The organism is Planktothrix pseudagardhii (assembly GCF_904830925.1).
GTDB classification, from domain to species: Bacteria; Cyanobacteriota; Cyanobacteriia; order Cyanobacteriales; family Microcoleaceae; genus Planktothrix; species Planktothrix tepida.
Map to the genome: position 1 here is coordinate 5,538,532 of NZ_LR882967.1, position 21,532 is coordinate 5,560,063.

Genomic DNA, 21,532 nt, shown 5'->3' on the forward strand with positions numbered 1-21,532 from the left:
AATTTATTCGATTGATTTTAATAGTAATTCTAAAATCTCTTGGCGGTCTTTTTGATTAGTTTCCGGTTGTTCATCTAACCAAGTGATCGCTTCATTTCTTCCCTCTTCCGCCGCAATCATTAAAGCACCCCAGGTTTTTAAATCCAGTTGATCGGGTTGTTCTAATAAAGCTGCATTAAGACGATTTTTAATCCGTCCTCCATTAGATCTTAATAAATTAGCGATTTCTTGTTGATTTCCTGGACTATTTTTTAACACTTCTAACGCCTCACTCCAGCGTCCATCAATTAAACTTGCTAAAACTTGTTGACTAGGACTAGCCCAGGCTGCAATGGCTTGCGCCTTTGTAATTTTAGCATGAAATTCAATTAAATCTAACTGCCCTTGAACGGCGGATGACCATTTTAAAGAAGATTGATTTCCAGAAACAATATTTTTTTTCAAGGGTTTAATTAAATCTAATGCCGGCGACCATAACCCACTTCTAGCTAATCGTAAAGCTTGTCGATAATTATAATTATCTAAGAAGACTTCATCTAAAGAAATAGCCGTTAATTGAATCGGATTTGGAATAAATTTAAAGGGTTGAACTTGATAAATACTAAACTGAGGTTCTAAGCCGATGGTTTGTTCAATTAATAATTCCGGGTCTTTTCCTCCCGTAACTTCCTGCCAGATCGGTTGCTGTCCGGCGGCACTTTTCCACTCCAACATCATACTCAAATGATGGTGATTGGGATTGTAATGAATAATCTGTCCGTAGGGAACAATTTTGTCCCCCATGACTCGCTCACTATTGAGATTAAACCAAAGTCCCATTTGAGGAATTTTGCCTTTAAATGGAGTTAATCGAGTTAAGGGAAGTGGCTTATTAGAACCTTGTTGATTAGATTCAGTTCCAATTAAGGATGCAATTACAAAAGATTCGGCTGGGCCTTGAGTATCGAGTTGTTGAGTTAAGCGATAATAGGAAGTGGTACCCGGTCGTTGATAAGGCATTTGCACCGCTTGATAAAGTCGCAATTGCACAATTTCCTGACACACTCCTTCACAAGGATGAGTCACACTAGATTTGCGAGTTTTTAACACTGGAATTAATAGATCGGGTGACTCTTGAACCCAGGTTTTTGAAGCAACAAATGCCGAGGGAAGAGGCAATAAAGCAGCTTGATTTTTGGCTACGGAGTTAGGGGAATTCAGTTGAGGTAAGGCAAAAGATTTGCCCGCAATTAACCCCTCTTTTTTCAGCGTTTGACTAATTTCTTCTAAGGTTTGAATTGAGTCCCGGCGTTGCAGAGGAATTTGTGTCCAAGCGGGTAAAAATTGATTCAGCCAAATTCCTACATCAGGATTAACAATCAGTTGATAACTAAACCAAGCACATCCGCCAATTAAAGTTGAGCCTCCTAACAATAAGGTAAAGGCAACCCCATCCGCGATCCATTTTTTCCACAATATCCATAACGGTTGACCTCCCCGCTTGACCAACGGTTTTAAGGCGTTGGGTGATGATTTTTTCCCAGAAGCCAAAACAGCTTGTTGAGAACGTCGAATTTGACGACGCTGTAACCCTGATGGAGCCTGGGGTTTCCCCGGTTTAGCCTGGGGTTTTAGGGGTTGACTCTTTTTTCGCGCAGAGGGTTGATGACCTGTCTCTAAAGGATTCATCATGAAGATTCAGAAGTAAGATGGGGTTATACTAACGGCGGAGCAATACTTGTTCATAAAGTTCTCCGGCTCGTTCCCAAGTATATTCAGTTTCAATTAATAATCGCCCATTTTGCGACAATTGGTGTCGGAGGTTAGGATGTTCAAACAATCGACTAATGGCTTCCACATATTCAGTAACGGAGTTAGCGCGTAAGGCTCGATGGGGATCATTCGGCCCATCAACGGCTAATCCTTCTAAGCCTCGGTCACTGGCGACCACCGGAACTCCTGCGGCCATTGCTTCTAAAGTTTTATTTTTAATCCCATATCCACTGCGTAAGGGGGTTACACAAACCGTTGCTTGATGTAAATAATCCACCACCTTCGGAACGCCTCCAGTGACAATTACACCAGGATAATTGGCTAATTGTTGAACCTCTGGTACAGGTCTTGCTCCTACAATGGTAAAGGTTGTATCAGGATAGCGTTTTTGTAAAACGGGTAAAACCTCTAAGCTAAAAAATCGAGCCGCATCGATATTATGGGAAGCATCCATCGCACCCACAAAGACGAGGTTATGATTATTGGGATCTTGCGATCGCATGGGAAATAATTCTAAATCAACGCCATTAGCAATCACATGAATTTGACCTTGAGGGTTAAACTCCTGAAACTGTTTTTCATCATCGTCGGTGGTCACGACTAAATCATGAAATTTCGCAGCATAGCGTTTTTCATACCGTTCTAAGAGTAAATTTAAGTAAATGCGATCGCGTTGAGGATTGGGAGAAGCCCCCATTTCTAAATGATTACGAGTCCAACCGACCAAGGAACTATGAATATTAACAACGGTATGAACTTGGTTTAAATAGGACGGTCGAATATAAATTTCATTAACACTATGTTCACAAGTAATGACATCAAATTTGCCTTGTTGAACCCCTTGATCAATCCAAGTTTGTATCTCTTTGGAGTAACGATAGAGAACATTGGGAGGCGTACTTTTTATTAAGGAATTTAAAAACCGTCCCACTTTACCCACTCCTGAAGAACCAGGCTCTGGAGGAAGGGGAAAAACCATGAGTTGACTGACCCATTGACGCAATTCTTCAACATCCTGATTACTCACCCCTGGATGTCGTTGGGTGACTAAGGTAATATTGTGGTGAGAATGTAGATATTTCAGCAAGTTAAACGTTCTAATCTCGGTTCCGCCTCGACTGGGGGGATAGGGGAATGTTGAAGAAATCATTAAAATATTTAGAGAATCATCTGGCATCATAGAATTTACTGAAACCTTAGTTTAAATTGTTAAGAGCTTGAGAAACACGAGGAGTTAATAAATGCAGTCTCTTGGCATTTACACTTTAGCAAATGATGTGGTTTTTGACCAGTTAGTTGCTTTACTCAATAGTATTGAGGTTAATATTAGTCCTGATATTCCAGTTTGCGTGATTCCTTACGATCATCGTCTTGAACGAGTCAAACAGGAAATCAGTCTCAGAGAAAATGTAACTTTATTTGACAATACAATTGTACTAGAAGCATGGGATGATTTTGCTAATCAAGTTTGGGAATCTTACTCCAGAGCCAAGGATTTAAGACAACTCCGTCCAGCCCGATATAAAAGTCCTCTTCAGAGAAAATGGGCATCTTTTAATGGAAAATTTGATCAATTTGTATTTTTTGATGCGGATAGTTTAGCGATGAAATCCGTAGATGATGTCTTTGAAAAACTCAACGAGTACGATTTTATTTTAGATGATTGGGAACATCAAAAACCCAGAGAAGTTACCCCACTTGATTTATCAATCATTGAACAGAAAACCGGACTCACAGAACCTGAAATCCGTCCTCGATTACACTGTGATAGTTTTTTTGCTTCTCAAAAAGGTGTATTTAGCGTTGAGCAGTTAGAAGATTTAAAAAAACGAGCCATTGATCAAGGAGAAATCGAATGGTTACAACCTAAATTTTGGTGGTCGAGTGCTGCGTTATCAATCTACATCACCTTTGCAAGAAACTTCAAACTTTTTAACTTTACTAGAAGCCCTAATGGGCAAGAAGTCACCGGAAATTGTGCCGATGCGGATGCTTTTGTCAATATTAATAATATTCTTTATAATCAAGATGGATTGAAACCCATTCATCGAATTCATTATATGAATTATTCTTCGGCTGATTTTGCCAGATTATGCCAAGGGGAAGATGTTAAGATCCGTTATCAAGATATATTTTTACACTATCGTTTTCTCAAGCAACCTGAACTAAAACCTCAAGTTTTGAAACCGCCGAGTTTGTTGCAAAAAACCAATCGCAAGATTAAAAAAGCCATGCAAAAACTCCAAAAAATATATCAGTAGTACCCATGAGCAACTTATGACAAAAGTTATCGTTTGTATCCCAACTTTTAATCGCTGTCACCTATTACCAATAGCCATTGAAAGTGTTCAACAACAAACCTATTCCGATTGGGAATTAATCGTTTGTGATGATGGATCAATTGACAGAACGCCCGAATTAATAACGCAATATTCCGATCCTCGGATTCATTATATTCGTCATCCTAAAAATATCGGGAAAAGTAATAATATGCGATCAGGTTTTGAAGTGGCAACGGGGGAATATTTTATTAAATTTGATGATGATGATCGCCTGACTCCTGAATTTTTAGAAAAAACAACTAAAATTTTAGACCAAAATCCTGAAATAGATTTTGTCGGAACCGATCACTGGATTATTGATATCAATACTCAGCGAGATGAAGCCTCAACTCAACAAAACTCTCAACACTGGGGAAGAACCAACTTAACAGAAGGAATTGTTCAGAATTTATTAGAAGTCGTTTTTATTCAACAAAGTTTTCAGATAGGAGCGACCTTATTTCGTCGTCAAGCGTTATTAGATGTAGATTTCATGCGTCCTAATTTACAGAACTGTGAAGATAATGATTTATTTGTCCGGTTAGCTTTAGCAGGAAAATTAGGATATTATTTACCAAAACGATTAATGGAATATCGGGTTTATGAGGAACAAAAAGCAATCAAGCGAGCTATTCCCTATTTACGGGATAAATTAAATTATTTAAATAACTTTAAATTTGATTCTGCAACTTGCGAATCAATTCGTCAATACCGTTTAATTGAAACACAATTATTATTAGGATTACGGTTAATTGAAGTGGGAGAAACTCTAACCGGACAAAAATTGGTTTGGCGGGGAAAATCCCACTCCCATCTTAAAGCGGGAATGGCATTGATTTTATCAGTTTTACCGATGAAGCTAAGACAATATACCTTTAAACAGTTGCGACAATTAAAAAATAATGGTGTTTAGGAGATCGGATTTTGACCCGGTTAACCCTTGAATGATTTCTTAAATCTTTTCTAGGGTTTTAATGAAGAAGACATAAGTTACATCCCTATATTTACGCGACGACAGACAACCTAGGACTTGTGACAATTTGCAAACCAGCACATACTTGTACTCCAAGCCGAGTTCCCATCTGTTATTGTTTTGAGTAGATAACACCCATAACACCCCCTATGCACCGCTCTCGCTTCTGAGCGGTGTTTTTGTAGAGAGCATTATTCGTTGATGGATTTATGGGAATGGTCATAGGAATCATATCGAAACATTAGGGATAACATAGAATCAGCGCCAGAACTTTAAACTCCTTTTCTCCCTGTTCCCTGTTCCCTGCTATAAAATATGAACACAGATTTTACTAATTCCTTACCTAAGTGGCTGAAGTTTATTCAGCGTTATCGCGCCAGTCTAATTATTGGAATTCCCATATCAAGTTTAACCATTGGTTTGGTGATTGTTGCGATCTTTCAGTACCAAAGCCAAGAGGCGAGAAATGGAGTCCGCCATAGTTATCTTGTGCGTAATCAAGCTCAAGAGTTATTGACTCAAGTTTTAACCGCCGAAATGGGGGTTAAAGATTATGCGTTAACTCGTCAAAAGCATTATTTAAACATTTACCAAGAAACCTTAAAAAATTTACCATCCTCTATCAAAAAACTTAAAGATTTAGTTGCCGAGAAGTCCAATCAAACCGCTCAAATTCAAAAGATTGAAACTGCTATTAATCAATCCCAAGAACTCTTAAAACTTTACTTAAATACGACTCAATCTCCTAATCCATCGCCGAACCAGTCGCTGTTTTTACAAAATCTATTAAAAAAGACGGGGATACAAATGCAGATTACTCGTCAAGATATTAATCAATTTATTAGTGAAGAAGAACGTCTACTCGAACTTGGCAGAAGTCTACAAAATCAGCAAACAAAATTGATCTGGATTTCCATGTTTGTTGTCACAGGGATGGGTATAATTGGCTCAGGATTTGCCATTTATTTAATGCAGAAATTAGATCAAAAATTAGCTATGCAAATTGCTAAAACCCATGCCCAAGAACGTTTATTTCGAGATACATTTGAACAAGCTGCTGTCGGAATTGGCCATATTTCTCTGTCTGGAAAATGGCTAAAAGTTAATCAAAAATTCTGTGATATTGTTGGCTATTCCCGTGATGAGCTATTAAGATGTAAGTTATTTGATATTACCCATTCTGATGATGCTGAGGCTGAATTATATTTGTTTCAAAAGCTCATTGATCAAGAAATTCCTAGTTATTCAATTGAAAAACGCTATCTTCGGAAAAATGGTTCAATTGTTTGGATTAATTTAACGGTTTCTTTAGGGTCATGGTTAGATCGATCTCCCTACTGGCAAGGGGAAGAAAAACGCTATGGGATTACGGTAATTGAAGATATTACATCTCGGAAAGAATTAGAATTAGAACGCGATCGCTTTTTTGAATTATCCGTTGATTTCTTAATGATTGCCAACCGAGATCGAAAATTAAAGCGGGTCAGTCCTTCTGCGGAAAAAATTCTTGGTTTTACTCCTCAAGAATTGCTACAAACCTCCTTTCTATCCCTGGTTCATCCCGATGATTTAAGTTTTGTTGAACAAACTATTAGTGATGAAAATACCCAAGAAGCTTTGATTGTTTCTTTTGAAACCCGATTACGATGTAAAGATAATAGCTATAAATGGATTGCTTGGAATTGTGTTCGGGTTGCTAGTAGTGGATTAATGTATGGAACAGGTCGAAATATTACCGAACGAAAACAAATAGAAGATGCCATTGAACGAGAACGTCAACAATTGCGACAAATTATTACCCATGCTCCCGTTGCAATGGCAATGTTTGATCGAGAAATGGGTTACATTGCCTATAGCGATAAATGGCTTTCTGATTTTGGTTTGGTTGGATTAAAACAACAGTCTTCCCCCCTTAAATCTCCCTACCCAGAAGCTTTTCCTAAAATGCCAGATACCTGGAAAAAAGCGTTTAAACAGGTTTTAAAAGGGGAGATTATTTCAAGTGCTGAAGATGTGTTTTATGATGCCGATGGCACAAAAGGTATTATTCGCTGGGCGATTCATCCTTGGTATGAACCGAATGAACAAATCGGTGGTGCTGTGATTGCGGCGGATCGAATTGATGAGTTAGTAGAAGCACGGGAAGCGGCTTTAGAAAATGCCAGAATTAAGTCTCAATTTTTAGCAAATATGAGTCATGAAATCCGTACTCCGATGAATGGAGTTATGGGAATGGCGGGATTATTATTAAAAACAGAATTAACTCCTAAACAACAGGATTTTGTTCAAAGTGTCCGTATGAGTGCGGAACATTTATTAGCGATTATTAATGATATTCTGGATTTTTCTAAATTAGAAGCCGGAGAAATGAAGCTGGAAAGCTTAGATTTTGATTTAGAAAATTGTTTAGAAACCGTGATTGATTTAGTCGCCACTCAAGCGGAAGAAAAAGGGTTACAACTTGCGATTATTGTTGATTTGGAAGTCCCCCGCCCGTTACGCGGAGATCCGGGTCGCGTGCGTCAAGTCTTATTAAATTTATTAGGAAATGGCATAAAATTCACCTCCCAGGGAGAAGTTGTGGTGCGGGTCAAGCAACTTTCGAGTACCTCTAAAATGACGTTATTACGGTTTGAAGTTTCCGATACTGGAATTGGGATTTCTACTGAAGGTCAGGAAAAACTTTTTCAATGTTTTTCTCAATTGGATGCTTCCACCACTCGTCAATATGGGGGAACCGGATTAGGATTAGTAATTTCTAAGCAATTAGTAAATTTAATGGGGGGTGAAATTGGGGTTGAAAGTCAGTTAGGTCAAGGCTCAACATTTTGGTTTACGGCTCAATTCTTGACGGGAGAAGCGACAAGAAATCGATTAGTTCCACCGAGTTTAATGAATTTAAAGCTATTAGCTGTTGATAGTAGCGCTACCATTCGTCAAGCCATTCGCTATTTAACTCAATCCTGGGGAATGCAGTTAGATGAAGCCATGAATGGAGAATCAGCATTAACTTTATTGCGCCAAGCAGCGACTCAAGGGGAACCTTACCATGCGGCAATTTTTGATCAACAATTATTACGGGGAAATGGGGAAAATGTGGCGGACGTGATTCGTCGCGATCGCAATTTATCCCAAACTAAATTAGTCTTAATGACCATGATGAATCAACGAGATCTCGCTGAACAAATGTTACAGCAAGGAATTGCGAGTTATTTAATTAAACCCGTCAGAGCGTCTCGTTTATTTGATGCGTTATTGACTGCAATGGCGAATCAAATTTCATCTAGTTTACAACAACAACGTCAAGACGCTTCCGCCTATCGTCAGGGAAAAGATACCCAACCCAAAACCCCCTTACGGATTCTTTTAGCCGAGGATCATCCCATTAATCAACAGGTGATTTTAAATCAATTGAGTTTATTAGGATATGAAGCAGATTTAGCTAATAATGGGCAGGAAGCTTTGGAAATTTTGAGCCAGAAAACCTATGATGTGGTGTTTATGGATTGTCAAATGCCCCTCTTAGATGGGTATGCAACAACTCGACAATTAAGATTACAAGAACATGATCGTCGTCATACGATTATTATTGCGCTGACCGCCCATGCTTTACCTGCGGATCGAGAAAAATGTCTCGCGGCTGGCATGGATGATTATCTGAGTAAACCCGTTGAACCCGAAGATTTAGAAGCGGTTTTAATGAAATGGGCTCAGGTCATTCATTCTAAAAGTCACCAACCCCAAATTTTAGGAACTTCAGGATTAACGAAGGCAAAAATTCCTTCTAGTTCTGCGGATCAAACGCCTTTGAATGTCGAACGTTTGCGAACAATTTCTGGCGGAAAAAAAGACTTTCAGAAAAAATTATTAGCGGTTTATTTAGATCGCACCCATCAAGATTTTAGTCAGATTGAAATAGCCCTTACAGATCAAGATTTTGCGAGTCTCCGACAATATGCTCATCGCCTCAAGGGTTCTAGCGCTAATGTGGGAGCAACAATTATTTCTCAACTGGCTTATCAATTGGAAAATGCGACACAACAGCAGAACCTTTCTCTGTGTTCGCAACTGATCACGAAAATTGAACAGAATTTAGAAACCCTGAAAGTGTATATTGACGAGTATTTGAATCAGATTTAACAGACTTTACCCGCAATTCGATAAAATCTTAAGATAATAAGTTGCTCGATTTGTGATTTCCCTAAGTTCTATGACCCAGGATGTTCGACAGTGGCTAGACGAAATTAAACGCTTGAAACAACAGTTGGCACAAACCCAACGGGATCTGAATGCGGCGATCGAAAGTTCTGACCAATGGCGACAACGCTACAATATCGAAGCCCAACAACGACGCCAAGAAGCCCAACGGTATTTAGAACAGGTGGGGGAACTGCGGGGAGAATTAGAACGATGGCAACGTTTATCTCCGCTTCCGAATGAGTTACAGGTGCGGGTCGCAGTTCGCCAAGAAATGGATCAGTTAAAAACCTTGGATGAGGTGAAAGCTAAATTAATTGAAGCAATGTTAGAACGCGATCGCTCTCGTGAACAAATTCATCAATTGATGGAAGCCTTAGAAGCTGAAAAAGCTGCCCACCTGGATACTCGCAACAGCTTAACAACGGCTTTAGGCGATACGGTTGATTTACTCACCAAAGCCCAAAATCAACCTCAATCTACAACCACTGTGTTACCGACGTTAATAGCAAATCAGCCCGAGTATTCGTCTTCTATTCCTCAACTTCCTGAAACTCAACAACCCTTACCTCAATTACCCCCCATTGAGGAGGGATAAGGGGACAGGGAGACAGGGAGACAGGGGGACAAGGGGACAGGGGGACAGGGAGACAGGGAGACAGGGGGAAGAGGAGAGATAATAGACACTCCTTTGGTGAAACCTGAAACCCCACTGAACAGGCAAGATGCGTGTTCCACACCTGTTAACAGTCAATAGTCAACAAAAATGGGATATAGATTTTTTGAGAAAGTGGTGATAGGGTCGATGAGTTTGGCGATGGGACTGAATGGCTATTTAACAGTTTTAGCAGCACCGGAACCCCCAATAGATGCGACTAAAAGCATTCAGGAACAAATCGAACTTGCTGATCTTGACAATAATACGGAGACGAATGATGGGGTATTTAATGTTACCTCAGTTTCTTATTTATCGGATGTGAATCCGGGGGATTGGGCCTTTCAAGCTTTGCAATCTTTGGTGGAACGCTATGGCTGTATTACTGGATATGAGGATAATCGTTATCAAGGCGATCGCGTCTTAACTCGATTTGAATTTGCTGCCGGATTGAATGCCTGTTTATCTCGGATTAATGAGGTAATCGCAGCGAATACAGGACATTTGATCTCGTTGGAAGATTTAACCCTTCTGCAAAAACTACAAGAACAATTTGCGGCTGAACTTAGCGTTTTAAACGGTCACTTAACTGTCTTAGAAGCTCGTATAGCAGAAGTTGAAGCCAATCAATTTTCCACCACAACAAAACTCACTGGGGAAGCCATTACGACCTTCTCTAATGGGTTTAGTGGATTAGTAGATGGTAATAATATTCCAGTGGTTCAACATCGAGTGCGACTGAACTTTAGAACCAGTTTTACGGGTCAAGATACCCTCTATTTTCGGATGTTTGGGGGAAATGCTCCTCAATTAGCTTTACCCGGCGGTTCCGCAGAGGGGTTAACCACCGTTAATCTCACTTATCCCAATGATGAGATTCGCAATGGTCGTCTTGCTTATTCCTTTCCCGTTAATTCCCGACTCTCCGTTAATGCGATCGCCACTGGTGGTGTATTATTCGATCTCGCCCCTACCCTGAGTCCGTTTCTGGACAGTGGAACCAGTGGAAGTCGGGCGTTATCAGAATTTGCCTCATCAAGTCCTATTTATCGAATTGGGGGAGGCGCAGGAATGGCGGCTAATTACCAACTTAATCCCCAATGGATTTTCAGTTTAGCTTATTTGGCGAGTAATGCTCGCAATGCTGGAAACGGAGAAGGTTTATTCAATGGTGAATATACCGCTTTAACCCAAATTCGTTGGAGTCCAAAACCTAAATTTGGTATCGGTTTAACCTATGTGAATGCCTACAAAAATAGGGGTGCAATTTTTGATTTTGGGACTACGTTTCCCTTAGTTGGAACCTTGGAAGCTAACAAACCCTTTCCCCACATGATCACCAATTCCTATGGATTAGAAGGGTTTTATCAATTTAGTCCCCATTTTGCTATGAATGCCTATTTAGGTTATACCCAAGCTAAAAATTCTCCGGGAAATGGGAATGCTGATATTTGGTATTATGCCGTTGGCTTGGCTTTTCCTGATATTGGTAAAGAAGGCAATTTAGGGGGTTTAGTCATTGGTGCAGAACCCTATCGCAGTGATAATCCTCCTCCGGCTAACGATGTACCTTTTCATATTGAAGCGTTTTATAAATATCGATTAAATGATTATATTGCCATCACTCCTGGGTTAATTTGGTTAACAGCACCTGCCCAAAATAATAATAATGATGATGCGGTTATTGGTATTGTTAGAACAACATTTACATTTTAAATCCTGATTAAAATGTGCTGTTGATAGGTAGAATGCTCTTGTTTGTCTGTTCCTGCCTATATTAAGCTAGTTGAGATAACCTGACTTTCTAAGGTTAATTTGTGAATAGTAAACCAACCCACCAGCAACAACAAGAACAATGGAGAGATGCTTTAGAATCTGCTATCACTCACCCAGAAGAACCTCTGCTTGTTGAAAGATTTAATGATGGTTGGGGTTGGAAGACCTCAGCCTGTCCTGTCTCTGTTCGATGTATTGATAAACAAACTTATATTATTAAAGGCCAACAGGCAGGTCGTCAGATTGTCAATGATCAAATTATTGCACGACTAGGAATGGCTTTAGGTGCACCAGTTGGTCGTCCTAGAATTGTTGAAATTTCTCCTGATCTTTTGGAATGCGAGCCTCGATATAATTACCTTACAGCAGGGACAGCACACGCTACTCTTTTTATCCAAAATTGTGAGGATGACAGGGATTTAACTAAGTTTCGCACTCACCCAGCAGAAAATATTCCTCGGTTTGCGAGTTTGTGTGTATTGTATGGTTGGGTTTTGGCTAAGGATCATCAGTTTCTCTTTGAAAAACAGTATCCTAATCGAGTTTATTCTGTCGATCATGGCCATTTTTTCCCTGGCGGGCCAAACTGGACTCAGGAAACTCTCAGTCAAGCTCCGGCTGCTGAGTTAGATACTCGTTTAAGCAGACTCTGTTCTTTAAGCCGCGAGTCCCCAGAAATCATAAATGCTTTAGAACAACTTGATCAAGTTTCTGAAGATATGATTATTCAAGCCGTTGCAGCACCTCCTAAGCAATGGGGGCTTAAAATGGAAGAACGAGTTACGATGGTGGAATACTTAGTTAAGAGGCAACAACAGTTAGTTAATCTTCTCTAACCCATCCAAGCAAGACATAACACCAAAGCCTATGGTTAGCAGATACAGTATTATTCAATATGTTCCTAATCCGATTGCGAATGAACGGATTAATATTGGTGTTGTGGCTTTCTCGGATCAGGAAGTTCGTGTACAGTTTTTATCAAACTGGGAGCGTGTTCGTAATTTCGGGATGGAAAATATTGACTTTCTAACAAACTTTGCTGCAAGAATGAAAGAAACAGCATCTCGTGGGTTAATGTTTCCAGGAGATGAAGAAAGTGAAATTCCTAAACACGAGCGATTAACAGAAATTGTGCGAGGGTGGAGAAATAGTATTCAGTTTACAGAACCCCATCCTTCTCTAGCTGATGTAGATAAACTACTCCACGATATTGTTGAAGATTTCCTTGTTGATCCTCATAATTCCCTCATTAATAGAGATAAAAGCTATAAAGATATTGCTATAAATTCCTCAATTCCATCACTTTATAAATCTAAACTCCGCGATCGACAACAGGCTGCTAGAGTTGCAACTTCTAGTGTCAAAGAAGCTTTCAAAAACTGGCTAGGTCAGGAAAATCAGGAGCAATTTAAAACTTTAATAAAACAAAAATATGAACTTTATGGAAAGCGAGAAAAGTTTAAATTTGATGTGGCCGTTGCGAATGGGAATCCTTATCTATTAGCGCAGGGTTTGTCATTTGAAATCAATCCACCAGAAAATTCTTTACAAGCACTTTCTTGGTCTATTGAAAATGTTAAGAAGTGCAATCAAGATTTACCCATAGCTGTGATTACACTTCCTCCAAAAGAAGATTCTCCCGATTATTTAGAGCGACAAAACATCTATGAGCAATCGACAGCAAATTACTTAGATTTAGGAGCAGATGTTTTACAAGAAGATCAAGTACCAGACTGGATAGAACAGAAATTGAACCCAATTAAACAAAAAATTCTTGAATCGGTTCATCAAACTTAACTGTAAATAACTTAGTAGAGACGTTGCATTCAACGCCTCTACAAATAATCAATTAAAATCCCATTACTTTTGCCACCGCTTCCATTTCCGGTTCAATTCCAGCTTTGAATTTATTGTTGCTGTGAGTAATAGCTGTATCAGGATCTTTTAATCCATTTCCGGTTAACACACAAACAATTTTAATCCCCTCTGGAACCTGATCTTTCACTTTCAATAATCCCGCTACGGACGCAGCACTCGCAGGTTCACAGAAAATCCCTTCCCCAGACGCTAATAATCGGTAAGCATCCAGAATTTCTGCATCGGTGACGCCGCTAAAACTGCCTTTACTGGCATCTTTCGCCGCCACCGCAATATCCCAACTCGCCGGATTTCCAATCCGAATGGCTGTGGCTAAGGTTTCCGGGTTTTCTACGGGATGACCCAATACTAACGGTGCGGCACCCGCCGCTTGAAATCCCATCATTTGGGGTAAACGAGAACATTTCCCAACAGAATGATATTGACAAAATCCCATCCAATAGGCACTAATATTCCCGGCATTTCCCACTGGAATACATAACCAGTCGGGGGCATCTCCCAAGGCATCTACCACCTCAAAAGCGGCGGTTTTTTGACCTTCTAAACGATAGGGATTGACGGAATTGACTAAGGTAATCGGGTAATGTTCAGCCATCTCCCGGACAATATTCAACGCGCGGTCAAAATTCCCCTTAATTGCTAAAACTTCCGCCCCATATAATAAGGCTTGGGCTAATTTCCCTAACGCCACATAGCCATCAGGAATCAACACAAAGGCTTTCATTCCGGCCCGACGGGCATAGGCCGCCGCCGCCGCCGAAGTATTTCCGGTACTGGCACAGATAACGGCTTTGCTGCCTTCCTCTTTGGCTTTGGAAATCGCCATCGTCATGCCCCGGTCTTTGAAGCTGCCTGTGGGGTTGAGTCCGTCATATTTCACATAGACCTGCACCTGTTTGCCAATTTTCTCAGCAATGGTGGGGACAGGAATCAAGGGCGTGTTGCCTTCTTGTAGGGTAATAACAGGTGTTGCTTCAGAAACAGGTAAATAGTTGCGGTAGGCTTCAATCAGACCGGGCCAGCACTTTAAAGAGGACTGGGTTGTAGGCAAAGTCAACGTCATCTCGGTAGTAATTAATAAATGAAAAATAATCCGGTTAAGGATTGACAAATTAACAGATTTATGATACCAAGAACCCACTTAACGGTTTAAATCCATAAACTACATCAGTTGACAGGATCAGCCGTTGGGTGTATTCCTTATTTAGTTTACCTTCTCGTTTACATTCCGTGAAAAAACCAATCAATTTTGATGTTTTTTTCAATAGAAGTAAACGCTCAGGGTAGGATATAGTTAAGATTTGTTGAGCTAAACATTTTTTAGATGTCAAATCAACTGCTGATGTCCAATCGTTCATCGACTGCATCTCGTTCTCAAACCTTAGAGACCCCTTCACAAAACCGGACTTCCGGTTGTGTCCTTTCTAAGCCTTTGGCGATTGATGCTATGAAAAACCTGTACAGCGCTGACCAGCAAGTCAAGTTTTTGCACCTGCACGCTGAAGTTGAAACCTTGCTCTTGGAATTGCAAACCATCAAGCAACAGCGCCAAGAAACAACCTCAGCCGCACAGGCTCGCTGAGGGGGCACCTAAGTTCAACTCCCCAGGCTGATCATCCCAAGCTGGGTTTGGCAAAGACTGCTAAACGCCTCAGTTTTTGGCGGACTCTATTGAGAGAAAGTTGCTATTGGAGTCGAGCTTAAACGGATTAAATTCCCATTGATAGGATTTTAATCCATAGTCTCTAGGGATGGAATTACCTGCCGTTCCAGTGCAGGCGAAGTTTTTCATGGCAAATTGAGGAATTTATCGAGCTATCCATCGCCCAATGGGGACAAAAAATCACGCTCTTTTAGCTTTACCCTAGCCCTTAGTGCTGAGGGATTTAAACGTTTATAAGACTCTATGACATTATCATCTGTTCAACCTCAAACCCTAGCATCTTCTGCTAATTCCACATCAAATCTACGTTTAAAAGACATTATAAAGACTCTACCTCGTGAAGTCTTCCTCAAAGATCCCAAAAAAGCTTGGCTGACTGTTTTGAGTAGTGTTGTTCTAGTTGTTGTTGGCTATTTGGCTATTGCTTATTCTCCCTGGTTTTTACTCCCCATTGCTTGGATTTTTACTGGGACAGCCTTAACGGGTTTTTTCGTTATTGGTCATGACTGCGGACATCGTTCTTTTTCTAACCGTCGTTGGGTGAATGATGTAGTCGGACATTTAACATTTCTTCCCTTAATTTATCCCTTCCACAGTTGGCGTTTAGGGCATAATCATCATCACAAACATACCAATAAACTGACTGAAGATAACGCTTGGGAACCCTGGACAATCGAAAATTATGAAGCGTCGCCCCAAGTGGTAAAAGTTGCTTATAAATTAACACGGGGACGGCTGTGGTGGTTAGCCTCAATTTTGCATTGGGCAATTCTTCACTTTGATTGGCGCAGATTTGAAGGAAAAGAACGAGAAGACGTTAAATTTTCTTCTTTATTTGTGATAGGATGTGCTGCGATCGCATTCCCCACATTAATTTATACAATCGGAGTTTGGGGTTTTGTCAAATTCTGGTTAATGCCTTGGCTCGTTTACCATTTCTGGATGAGTACCTTCACTCTCGTTCACCACACGGCTCCCGATATTCAGTTTAAAGAACCCCAAGATTGGGATGAAGCTTTAGCTCAATTATCGGGAACTGTTCACTGTAATTATCCGGCTTGGGTTGAGTTCTTCTGTCACGATATTAATGTTCACGTTCCTCACCACATTTCCACGGCTATTCCTTCCTACAATTTACGGAAAGCTTATCAAATTATCCAAGATAATTGGGGTGAATATCTCTATCCTGAGTCTGATTTTTCCTGGTCTTTAATGACTCATATTGTGGATCAATGCCATTTATATGATGCTGAGAATGCGTATCTTTCCTTTAAGGAATACCAGAATTAATTAAAATTCCCATCTTAATTAATGTCTTACACCCTCGCGCTCATGGCAGAGGGTTTTTTAGTCGTGAGGCGTTCACGCCTCTATTAGAGTCCTGAAGGACTCACTACGATTTTGATCATTAATCCGTATTAGAGAAGAATCATCGGTTATATTAAATTTACTAAAATCAGTAATTTAACGGATGTTTTTTGTAAATTAGATAGGTATTATCAGAAAAAAGTGCATCTGTTCACTTCATGTCATTAACCCATTCAACGCTTTCTCTTGCTCAGGGGTTTACATCAATTACACCGACCAGTAATGAATCGGATATTGAGCAAAATATTATTATCCCTCTATTGAAAAATTTAGGCTATAATGACAAGGACTGGCAGGAACAAATTGTTATTCATAAAGTTAGAGTTGATTTTTGTGTTCACCCCCATGATGCCGTTGCACCTCATCCCCCCTATTTAATCATTGAAGTTAAAGCACCTCAGAAAAAAATTGTTTATTCGAGTTGGCAAATTCATGATTATATGAGAAAGTCAGGAGCTATTTTGGGATTATTAACCAATGGCTATGAATTTAGAATTCTCTATAATTATAGTGGAGATATTCATACAATTTTAACCTATTCTCAATCCCAACTGATTCAAGATTTTCAACTCGTGCGTAAATTATTGGGTAAAAAAATAGGATTAAAATTTAGTCAAGCGTTACATAAAAGTCAACAAAAAGTTCATACTCGGTTTTTAAGGGCGATTGCCAATTCATTCCAAAATCCCACTATGTTAGGATTATTTAATCGGCGTAAAAAGCCTAATTCCGAACCTCCTAAATTATCAGGAGAGAATTTGGAGCAGCCAGAATCCAAATTTATTACTAATTCTAATCAGGAGAATAAATCGATGATCATTACTGTTTTTAATAATAAGGGTGGAGTGGGTAAAACCACGATGACAATTAATTTAGGAGCCGCCTTAAATCATTTAGGTTATAACGTGCTTTTAATTGATATCGATGCTCAAGCTAACTTAACAACAGGTTTAGGAATTGACCCCTTAGAGGATATTGAAAATCAAGGAAAAAAAGATATTACCCATTTATTAATTGATCCGAGAGTCAAACTAGAGGATACAGTGATTGAAAAACAATGGGGAAATCTGAAGTTACATTTAGTTCCCTCCCATATTCGATTAAGTAATATGGAACCGGATTTAGTGAGAATTGTTGATATTGATAGAGTTTTAGCTAAAAAGCTTAAAAATCATCATTATGATTTTGTTTTAATTGATCCGCCTCCGTCTTTTAGTAAAGTTAATGGGATTTCTTTAATGGCTTCTTCAGGCATTTTAATCCCCACACAATTATCTCCTTATCCGGTTAGAGCCTTAGAATATGTGATTGAACAAGCTCGTAAAATCGGAGAATATAAAGAGGAAGCGTTACCAATTTTAGGAATTGTTGTGAGTATGTATGATCAACGTTCTTCTAGTTTTAATCTGTCGATGAGAAGTCGTATTTTTGAGATATTAGATAAAGTCGGAGAACAAGATACCATTGATTTATTTCCAGAACATACTTGGGTTCCTCGGCTGAATATTGTTTCTAACTGTCCTGATAAAGGATACCCGATTTTTTCTTCTGAATTTGATGATCAACTAACGTTTCAAGAAAAGGAAACTGCACAAAAAGCAAGTGAACGTTATCTGGACTTGGCTCAACACTTAGTTAAAGTTTCTAAAATTGGGAATTAAAATCGATGAGTTTATCAGATCGTCGGGTTCAAATTGGTTCTTATTTAGGAATTCAACCCCTTACTCATGGTCAAATCTATACGTTTCAAATTGCAATACCGAATGCAGAAACAATAGATATTCTATTGGAAAGACGAGAACTTTTAGCACGAACATTGAGGGAACATGAAAGTAATTTAGTGTCTTTAGTGGTGCGACGAACCCAAGCTTATGATGAAGAAAAAGAATATGAAATTGTTTATGGTGCAGATTGGTGTATTGTCGCTCAAGAATTAGAAATTGAGCGTCTTTGGGTTTGGGTTTTTGATTTAACAGATGAACAAGCAATAACCATGAAAACCGAATTGGAACAATTGCTTGGCGGTGGTTCTATTCAAGCTATAACTCCAGACATTATCAGACAAGATGAACAACTATTAGAAGTACAATTAACACAACAGCTGTCGAAATGGATGGAATTACATAAACGAGATCACGAAGAAACTCAGGCTAAATTTAAAACCTTATCTCAAATGATATCTTCTGAAAATACACAAATTAACAATCGATTACAACAGCTTGAAAATACTGTTAATCATTTAACGGCTATTGTTGATAAGTTGACTCAGTTAGTTGAAAAATTAACTGTCAAGTCTACTCATAGAGATCCAAAATATAGTGATATGACTGTGCTTAAACTCAAAGAAATTGCGAGAAAACGAAAGATAAAAGGATATTCAAAGATGAATAAACCTGAACTAATCGCTATTATATCTCAACATTAATTTCCATAAAAAGTAGTGAGTCCTTTAGGACTCTCTATATTTGAGTCCTGAAGGACTCACTACGGGTTATTCAGGTTGATTGGGTGTAAATATCATTACCCCAGATTCTTGATCGGTTTTATAGGTAATTTGCAGTTGACCTTCAGAATTAAGGGTAAATGTTTTTGAGGATTGTAAAGCCGAGAGAAATTGATCTTCTTGCTTCATAATTTCTTCAGGACAAGCCATTTGAGTTCTCCCAGCTACACCAAATTTTAATTGATCATCCTTCAGGGTGTAGGATGCGAAATAACGGTTACAACCGGATGAACCACTAATTTGATCCTCTTGGAATTGTAAGCTGATTTCCGTTTCTTTTAACGGGGTTTGGGGGGATTTTTCAGTTCCCCAGGAGAGTAATTTCCAATTAGTTCCTACTAAGGAGTCAGAAGCCATAGCTAGATTGATTATTGATAAAAGGGATAGAGTGGCAATGGATAGGGATAGAAGTCGTTTTTTCATCGTTAGGAATTTGAGTTTTTAATTGTCCAGAAGGGGACTTGTTGAGTGAGTTGTAAACGGATGTTTTCAAGACCATTTTTAGCAAAAATAAAGGTTTTATCTTGCCAAAGGGGTACATAGGGAACATCTTCAGCTAGGAGTTTTTGAATTTCATCAAAAATCGCTTTGCGAGTTTGGGGATTTTGTTCTTGACGTTCTTGGGCGATCAATTGATTCATGCGATCGCTATAATAAAAAGAACCCTGATATTGACTCGCTCCTTTTTCGCATCCGGTTTCTGCTGAACCTTTACTACAGTCTAAAAACGGTTGAATATAGTTATCGGCATCAAGGAAATCGGCATACCAATCTAAAACAAAAGTTGGATAAATTCCCTCCTCTAAATATTTAAAGGCTGTGGTTGATTCTACACTATTGAGTTGTAAATCGAGTAACCCGCCTAAATCTCGGTCTGCTAAGGCTTTTAACGTTAATCCTAAAAACCCTTTATTAGAGGAATTAGACGCATACCAAAGTTCAACAATTGCTGGATTTTCTGGGGTATATCCGGCTTGAGTTAAGAGTTGTTTCGCTTTTTCAATATTGCCATCACCGTATTGTAAATTAAAGCTAGGTTGATAATCGGTAAAGGTGGTGGGAATTAAACTATATAGTAGTTCTCCTTGATTTTGTAATACCCGTTCATTAAGCACGGAACGATTAATTAAAGCAGCGATGGCTTGTCTGACTTCTTTACGATTTAAAGGCTCTGATTTAACGTTCATCATCAGATAACTAATGTTATTGCCATTGGCTGCTATCATTTGCCAATTGCCTTTTTCTGCTTCTTGTTTTAAGCTCGAAATTTGGTCGGCATTTAAGGATAAATAGGCAATATCAACAGCACCACTGCGAAAGGCATTAAATAAATTAGAGGCGCTCGAAAATCGTTGAATATCAATTCCGCTATTGGCAGGTTTTTCTCCCCAATAGTTTTCAAAGGCATCTAAGCGAATGACATCAATTTCTGAAGATTTTAATTTATAAGGCCCCGTTCCAACAAATTCATTGGGTTTAAATTTACCTTCTCCAATTTCATAAAATTGAGGAGAAACGGCTGTAATTCCTGAAAAGGCTAAAAGGGAAGGAAAGGCAGAAAAAGGTTGTTTGAGTTTAATGGTTAATTCATAGTCTCCCGTTGCTTGAACGGTATCAATGGCATCAGATAATAAGGAAGAGGGAGAACCTGCATTTTGAATAAATCGTTTGATTGAAAATTCCATGGCTGCGGCATTAAAGGCAGTTCCATCATGAAAGGTAACGCCTTCTCGCAGGGGAATCGTATAGGTTAATCCATCGGAACTCACCGTCGGTAAAGCGGTGGCTAACTTAGGAACCAGTTGATTGGTTCCTAGTTCATAATCATAAAGGCGATCGCCTAAATTATACAAGATATTTCCTGACATCAGTTCATAGGCATCTGCGGGATCTAAGGTTCGAGCTTTTAAGGTGGTTCCAATCGTAATTCGTCCGTTATTGGCTGAAGTAGAAGCAGATTGATGACTCGTTTGATGGGGAGTACAACTAATAATAATTAGACAACAAAAGCAAAATAAACTGACCCATTGCAGTAAAAATTTTCGGGAAGACGGATGTATATTTTGAAATCGATTCCACTGGGGTATTTTAGATTTCACCATAAACTGAAAATATTAAAAATAAATTTTAATTACAGATTATAGCATTTGATAGCCATTTAATCAACTTAGAGAAAAGAATTAATCTTCTTTTTTTTAGGATAAATACTGATCTTATCCTTGTTTTTTGTAAATGTAAAATAATATTGCAACTCCAATTAGACAGCCGTAAAAACTAGCAGGTATCCATTATAGAGTTATAATATTAGGGAATAGGTGTTCGAGAGGATAGAATATTGTATACCCCAGATCAACGGTTGTGACTGTTTAGGCAACGAAACCAATGGGAAAATAGGGGTAAATGGCTGGGGTTCAATATTTTATTAAAGTTACCCTAGATAAGGTTG

The 21,532-nt window shown here is 39.1% G+C and carries 16 protein-coding genes; 11 read left to right on the forward strand and 5 right to left on the reverse strand.

Annotated elements, in window-relative coordinates; all coding sequences use genetic code 11:
• Nucleotides 1-3: 3 nt before the first annotated feature.
• Together NMK36_RS24000 and NMK36_RS24005 are read right to left on the reverse strand one after the other, a co-directional pair.
• Nucleotides 4-1,671 (reverse strand): hypothetical protein, encoded by a 1,668-nt coding sequence (locus NMK36_RS24000; protein WP_139294991.1) that lies wholly within the window; start codon nucleotides 1,669-1,671, stop codon nucleotides 4-6.
• Between the two features lie 28 nt (nucleotides 1,672-1,699).
• Entirely contained in the window at nucleotides 1,700-2,932 is a 1,233-nt protein-coding gene (locus tag NMK36_RS24005; RefSeq protein WP_245824189.1) for a glycosyltransferase family 4 protein, read from the reverse strand.
• Nucleotides 2,933-2,993: 61 nt separating this feature from the next.
• Here NMK36_RS24005 and NMK36_RS24010 point away from each other — a divergent pair, with 61 nt between their 5' ends.
• The 7 genes from NMK36_RS24010 (at nucleotide 2,994) to NMK36_RS24040 (ending at nucleotide 13,471) form a co-directional block, all read left to right on the forward strand.
• Nucleotides 2,994-4,013 carry an Npun_R2821/Npun_R2822 family protein gene (locus NMK36_RS24010; RefSeq protein ID WP_072718138.1) on the forward strand — a complete coding sequence of 340 codons (1,020 nt, stop codon included), beginning with the start codon at nucleotides 2,994-2,996 and terminating at the stop codon, nucleotides 4,011-4,013.
• 16 nt (nucleotides 4,014-4,029) lie between these two features.
• Nucleotides 4,030-4,986, forward strand: a complete 957-nt coding sequence (locus tag NMK36_RS24015; protein WP_072718137.1) for a glycosyltransferase family 2 protein — start codon at nucleotides 4,030-4,032, stop codon at nucleotides 4,984-4,986.
• A gap of 375 nt (nucleotides 4,987-5,361) precedes the next feature.
• Nucleotides 5,362-9,186: a PAS domain S-box protein gene (locus NMK36_RS24020; RefSeq protein ID WP_254174803.1), complete on the forward strand. Its 3,825-nt coding sequence runs from the start codon at nucleotides 5,362-5,364 to the stop codon at nucleotides 9,184-9,186.
• A gap of 70 nt (nucleotides 9,187-9,256) precedes the next feature.
• Nucleotides 9,257-9,841 carry a hypothetical protein gene (locus NMK36_RS24025; RefSeq protein ID WP_254174804.1) on the forward strand — a complete coding sequence of 195 codons (585 nt, stop codon included), beginning with the start codon at nucleotides 9,257-9,259 and terminating at the stop codon, nucleotides 9,839-9,841.
• 168 nt (nucleotides 9,842-10,009) lie between these two features.
• Complete coding sequence (locus NMK36_RS24030) at nucleotides 10,010-11,614, forward strand: iron uptake porin (RefSeq protein ID WP_254174805.1); 1,605 nt, start codon at nucleotides 10,010-10,012, stop codon at nucleotides 11,612-11,614.
• A 101-nt stretch (nucleotides 11,615-11,715) separates the two neighbouring features.
• The gene (locus tag NMK36_RS24035) at nucleotides 11,716-12,510 is read left to right on the forward strand and encodes a HipA family kinase (RefSeq protein WP_254174806.1); all 795 of its coding nucleotides are present in this window, start codon (nucleotides 11,716-11,718) and stop codon (nucleotides 12,508-12,510) included.
• 31 nt (nucleotides 12,511-12,541) lie between these two features.
• The gene (locus NMK36_RS24040; RefSeq protein WP_072718133.1) at nucleotides 12,542-13,471 is read left to right on the forward strand and encodes a DUF3037 domain-containing protein; all 930 of its coding nucleotides are present in this window, start codon (nucleotides 12,542-12,544) and stop codon (nucleotides 13,469-13,471) included.
• Between the two features lie 52 nt (nucleotides 13,472-13,523).
• On the opposite strand, the gene thrC is transcribed toward NMK36_RS24040, so the two are convergent.
• Nucleotides 13,524-14,615, reverse strand: a complete 1,092-nt coding sequence (thrC, locus tag NMK36_RS24045) for a threonine synthase (RefSeq protein WP_254174807.1) — start codon at nucleotides 14,613-14,615, stop codon at nucleotides 13,524-13,526.
• Nucleotides 14,616-14,894: 279 nt separating this feature from the next.
• Between thrC and NMK36_RS24050 the strand changes: the two genes are divergently transcribed.
• From NMK36_RS24050 to NMK36_RS24065, 4 genes are all read left to right on the forward strand, one after another.
• Nucleotides 14,895-15,134 (forward strand): hypothetical protein, encoded by a 240-nt coding sequence (locus NMK36_RS24050; RefSeq protein ID WP_139294990.1) that lies wholly within the window; start codon nucleotides 14,895-14,897, stop codon nucleotides 15,132-15,134.
• Between the two features lie 324 nt (nucleotides 15,135-15,458).
• Nucleotides 15,459-16,505, forward strand: a complete 1,047-nt coding sequence (locus NMK36_RS24055; protein ID WP_072718131.1) for a fatty acid desaturase — start codon at nucleotides 15,459-15,461, stop codon at nucleotides 16,503-16,505.
• 236 nt (nucleotides 16,506-16,741) lie between these two features.
• The gene (locus tag NMK36_RS24060; protein WP_072718130.1) at nucleotides 16,742-18,244 is read left to right on the forward strand and encodes an AAA family ATPase; all 1,503 of its coding nucleotides are present in this window, start codon (nucleotides 16,742-16,744) and stop codon (nucleotides 18,242-18,244) included.
• Nucleotides 18,245-18,249: 5 nt separating this feature from the next.
• The gene (locus NMK36_RS24065) at nucleotides 18,250-19,008 is read left to right on the forward strand and encodes a Rho termination factor N-terminal domain-containing protein (protein ID WP_254174808.1); all 759 of its coding nucleotides are present in this window, start codon (nucleotides 18,250-18,252) and stop codon (nucleotides 19,006-19,008) included.
• A gap of 66 nt (nucleotides 19,009-19,074) precedes the next feature.
• On the opposite strand, the gene NMK36_RS24070 is transcribed toward NMK36_RS24065, so the two are convergent.
• Both NMK36_RS24070 and NMK36_RS24075 read right to left on the reverse strand, forming a co-directional pair.
• Complete coding sequence (locus NMK36_RS24070) at nucleotides 19,075-19,443, reverse strand: META domain-containing protein (protein ID WP_186440302.1); 369 nt, start codon at nucleotides 19,441-19,443, stop codon at nucleotides 19,075-19,077.
• 68 nt (nucleotides 19,444-19,511) lie between these two features.
• Nucleotides 19,512-21,188, reverse strand: a complete 1,677-nt coding sequence (locus NMK36_RS24075; protein WP_072718127.1) for an ABC transporter substrate-binding protein — start codon at nucleotides 21,186-21,188, stop codon at nucleotides 19,512-19,514.
• Nucleotides 21,189-21,532: the final 344 nt, after the last annotated feature.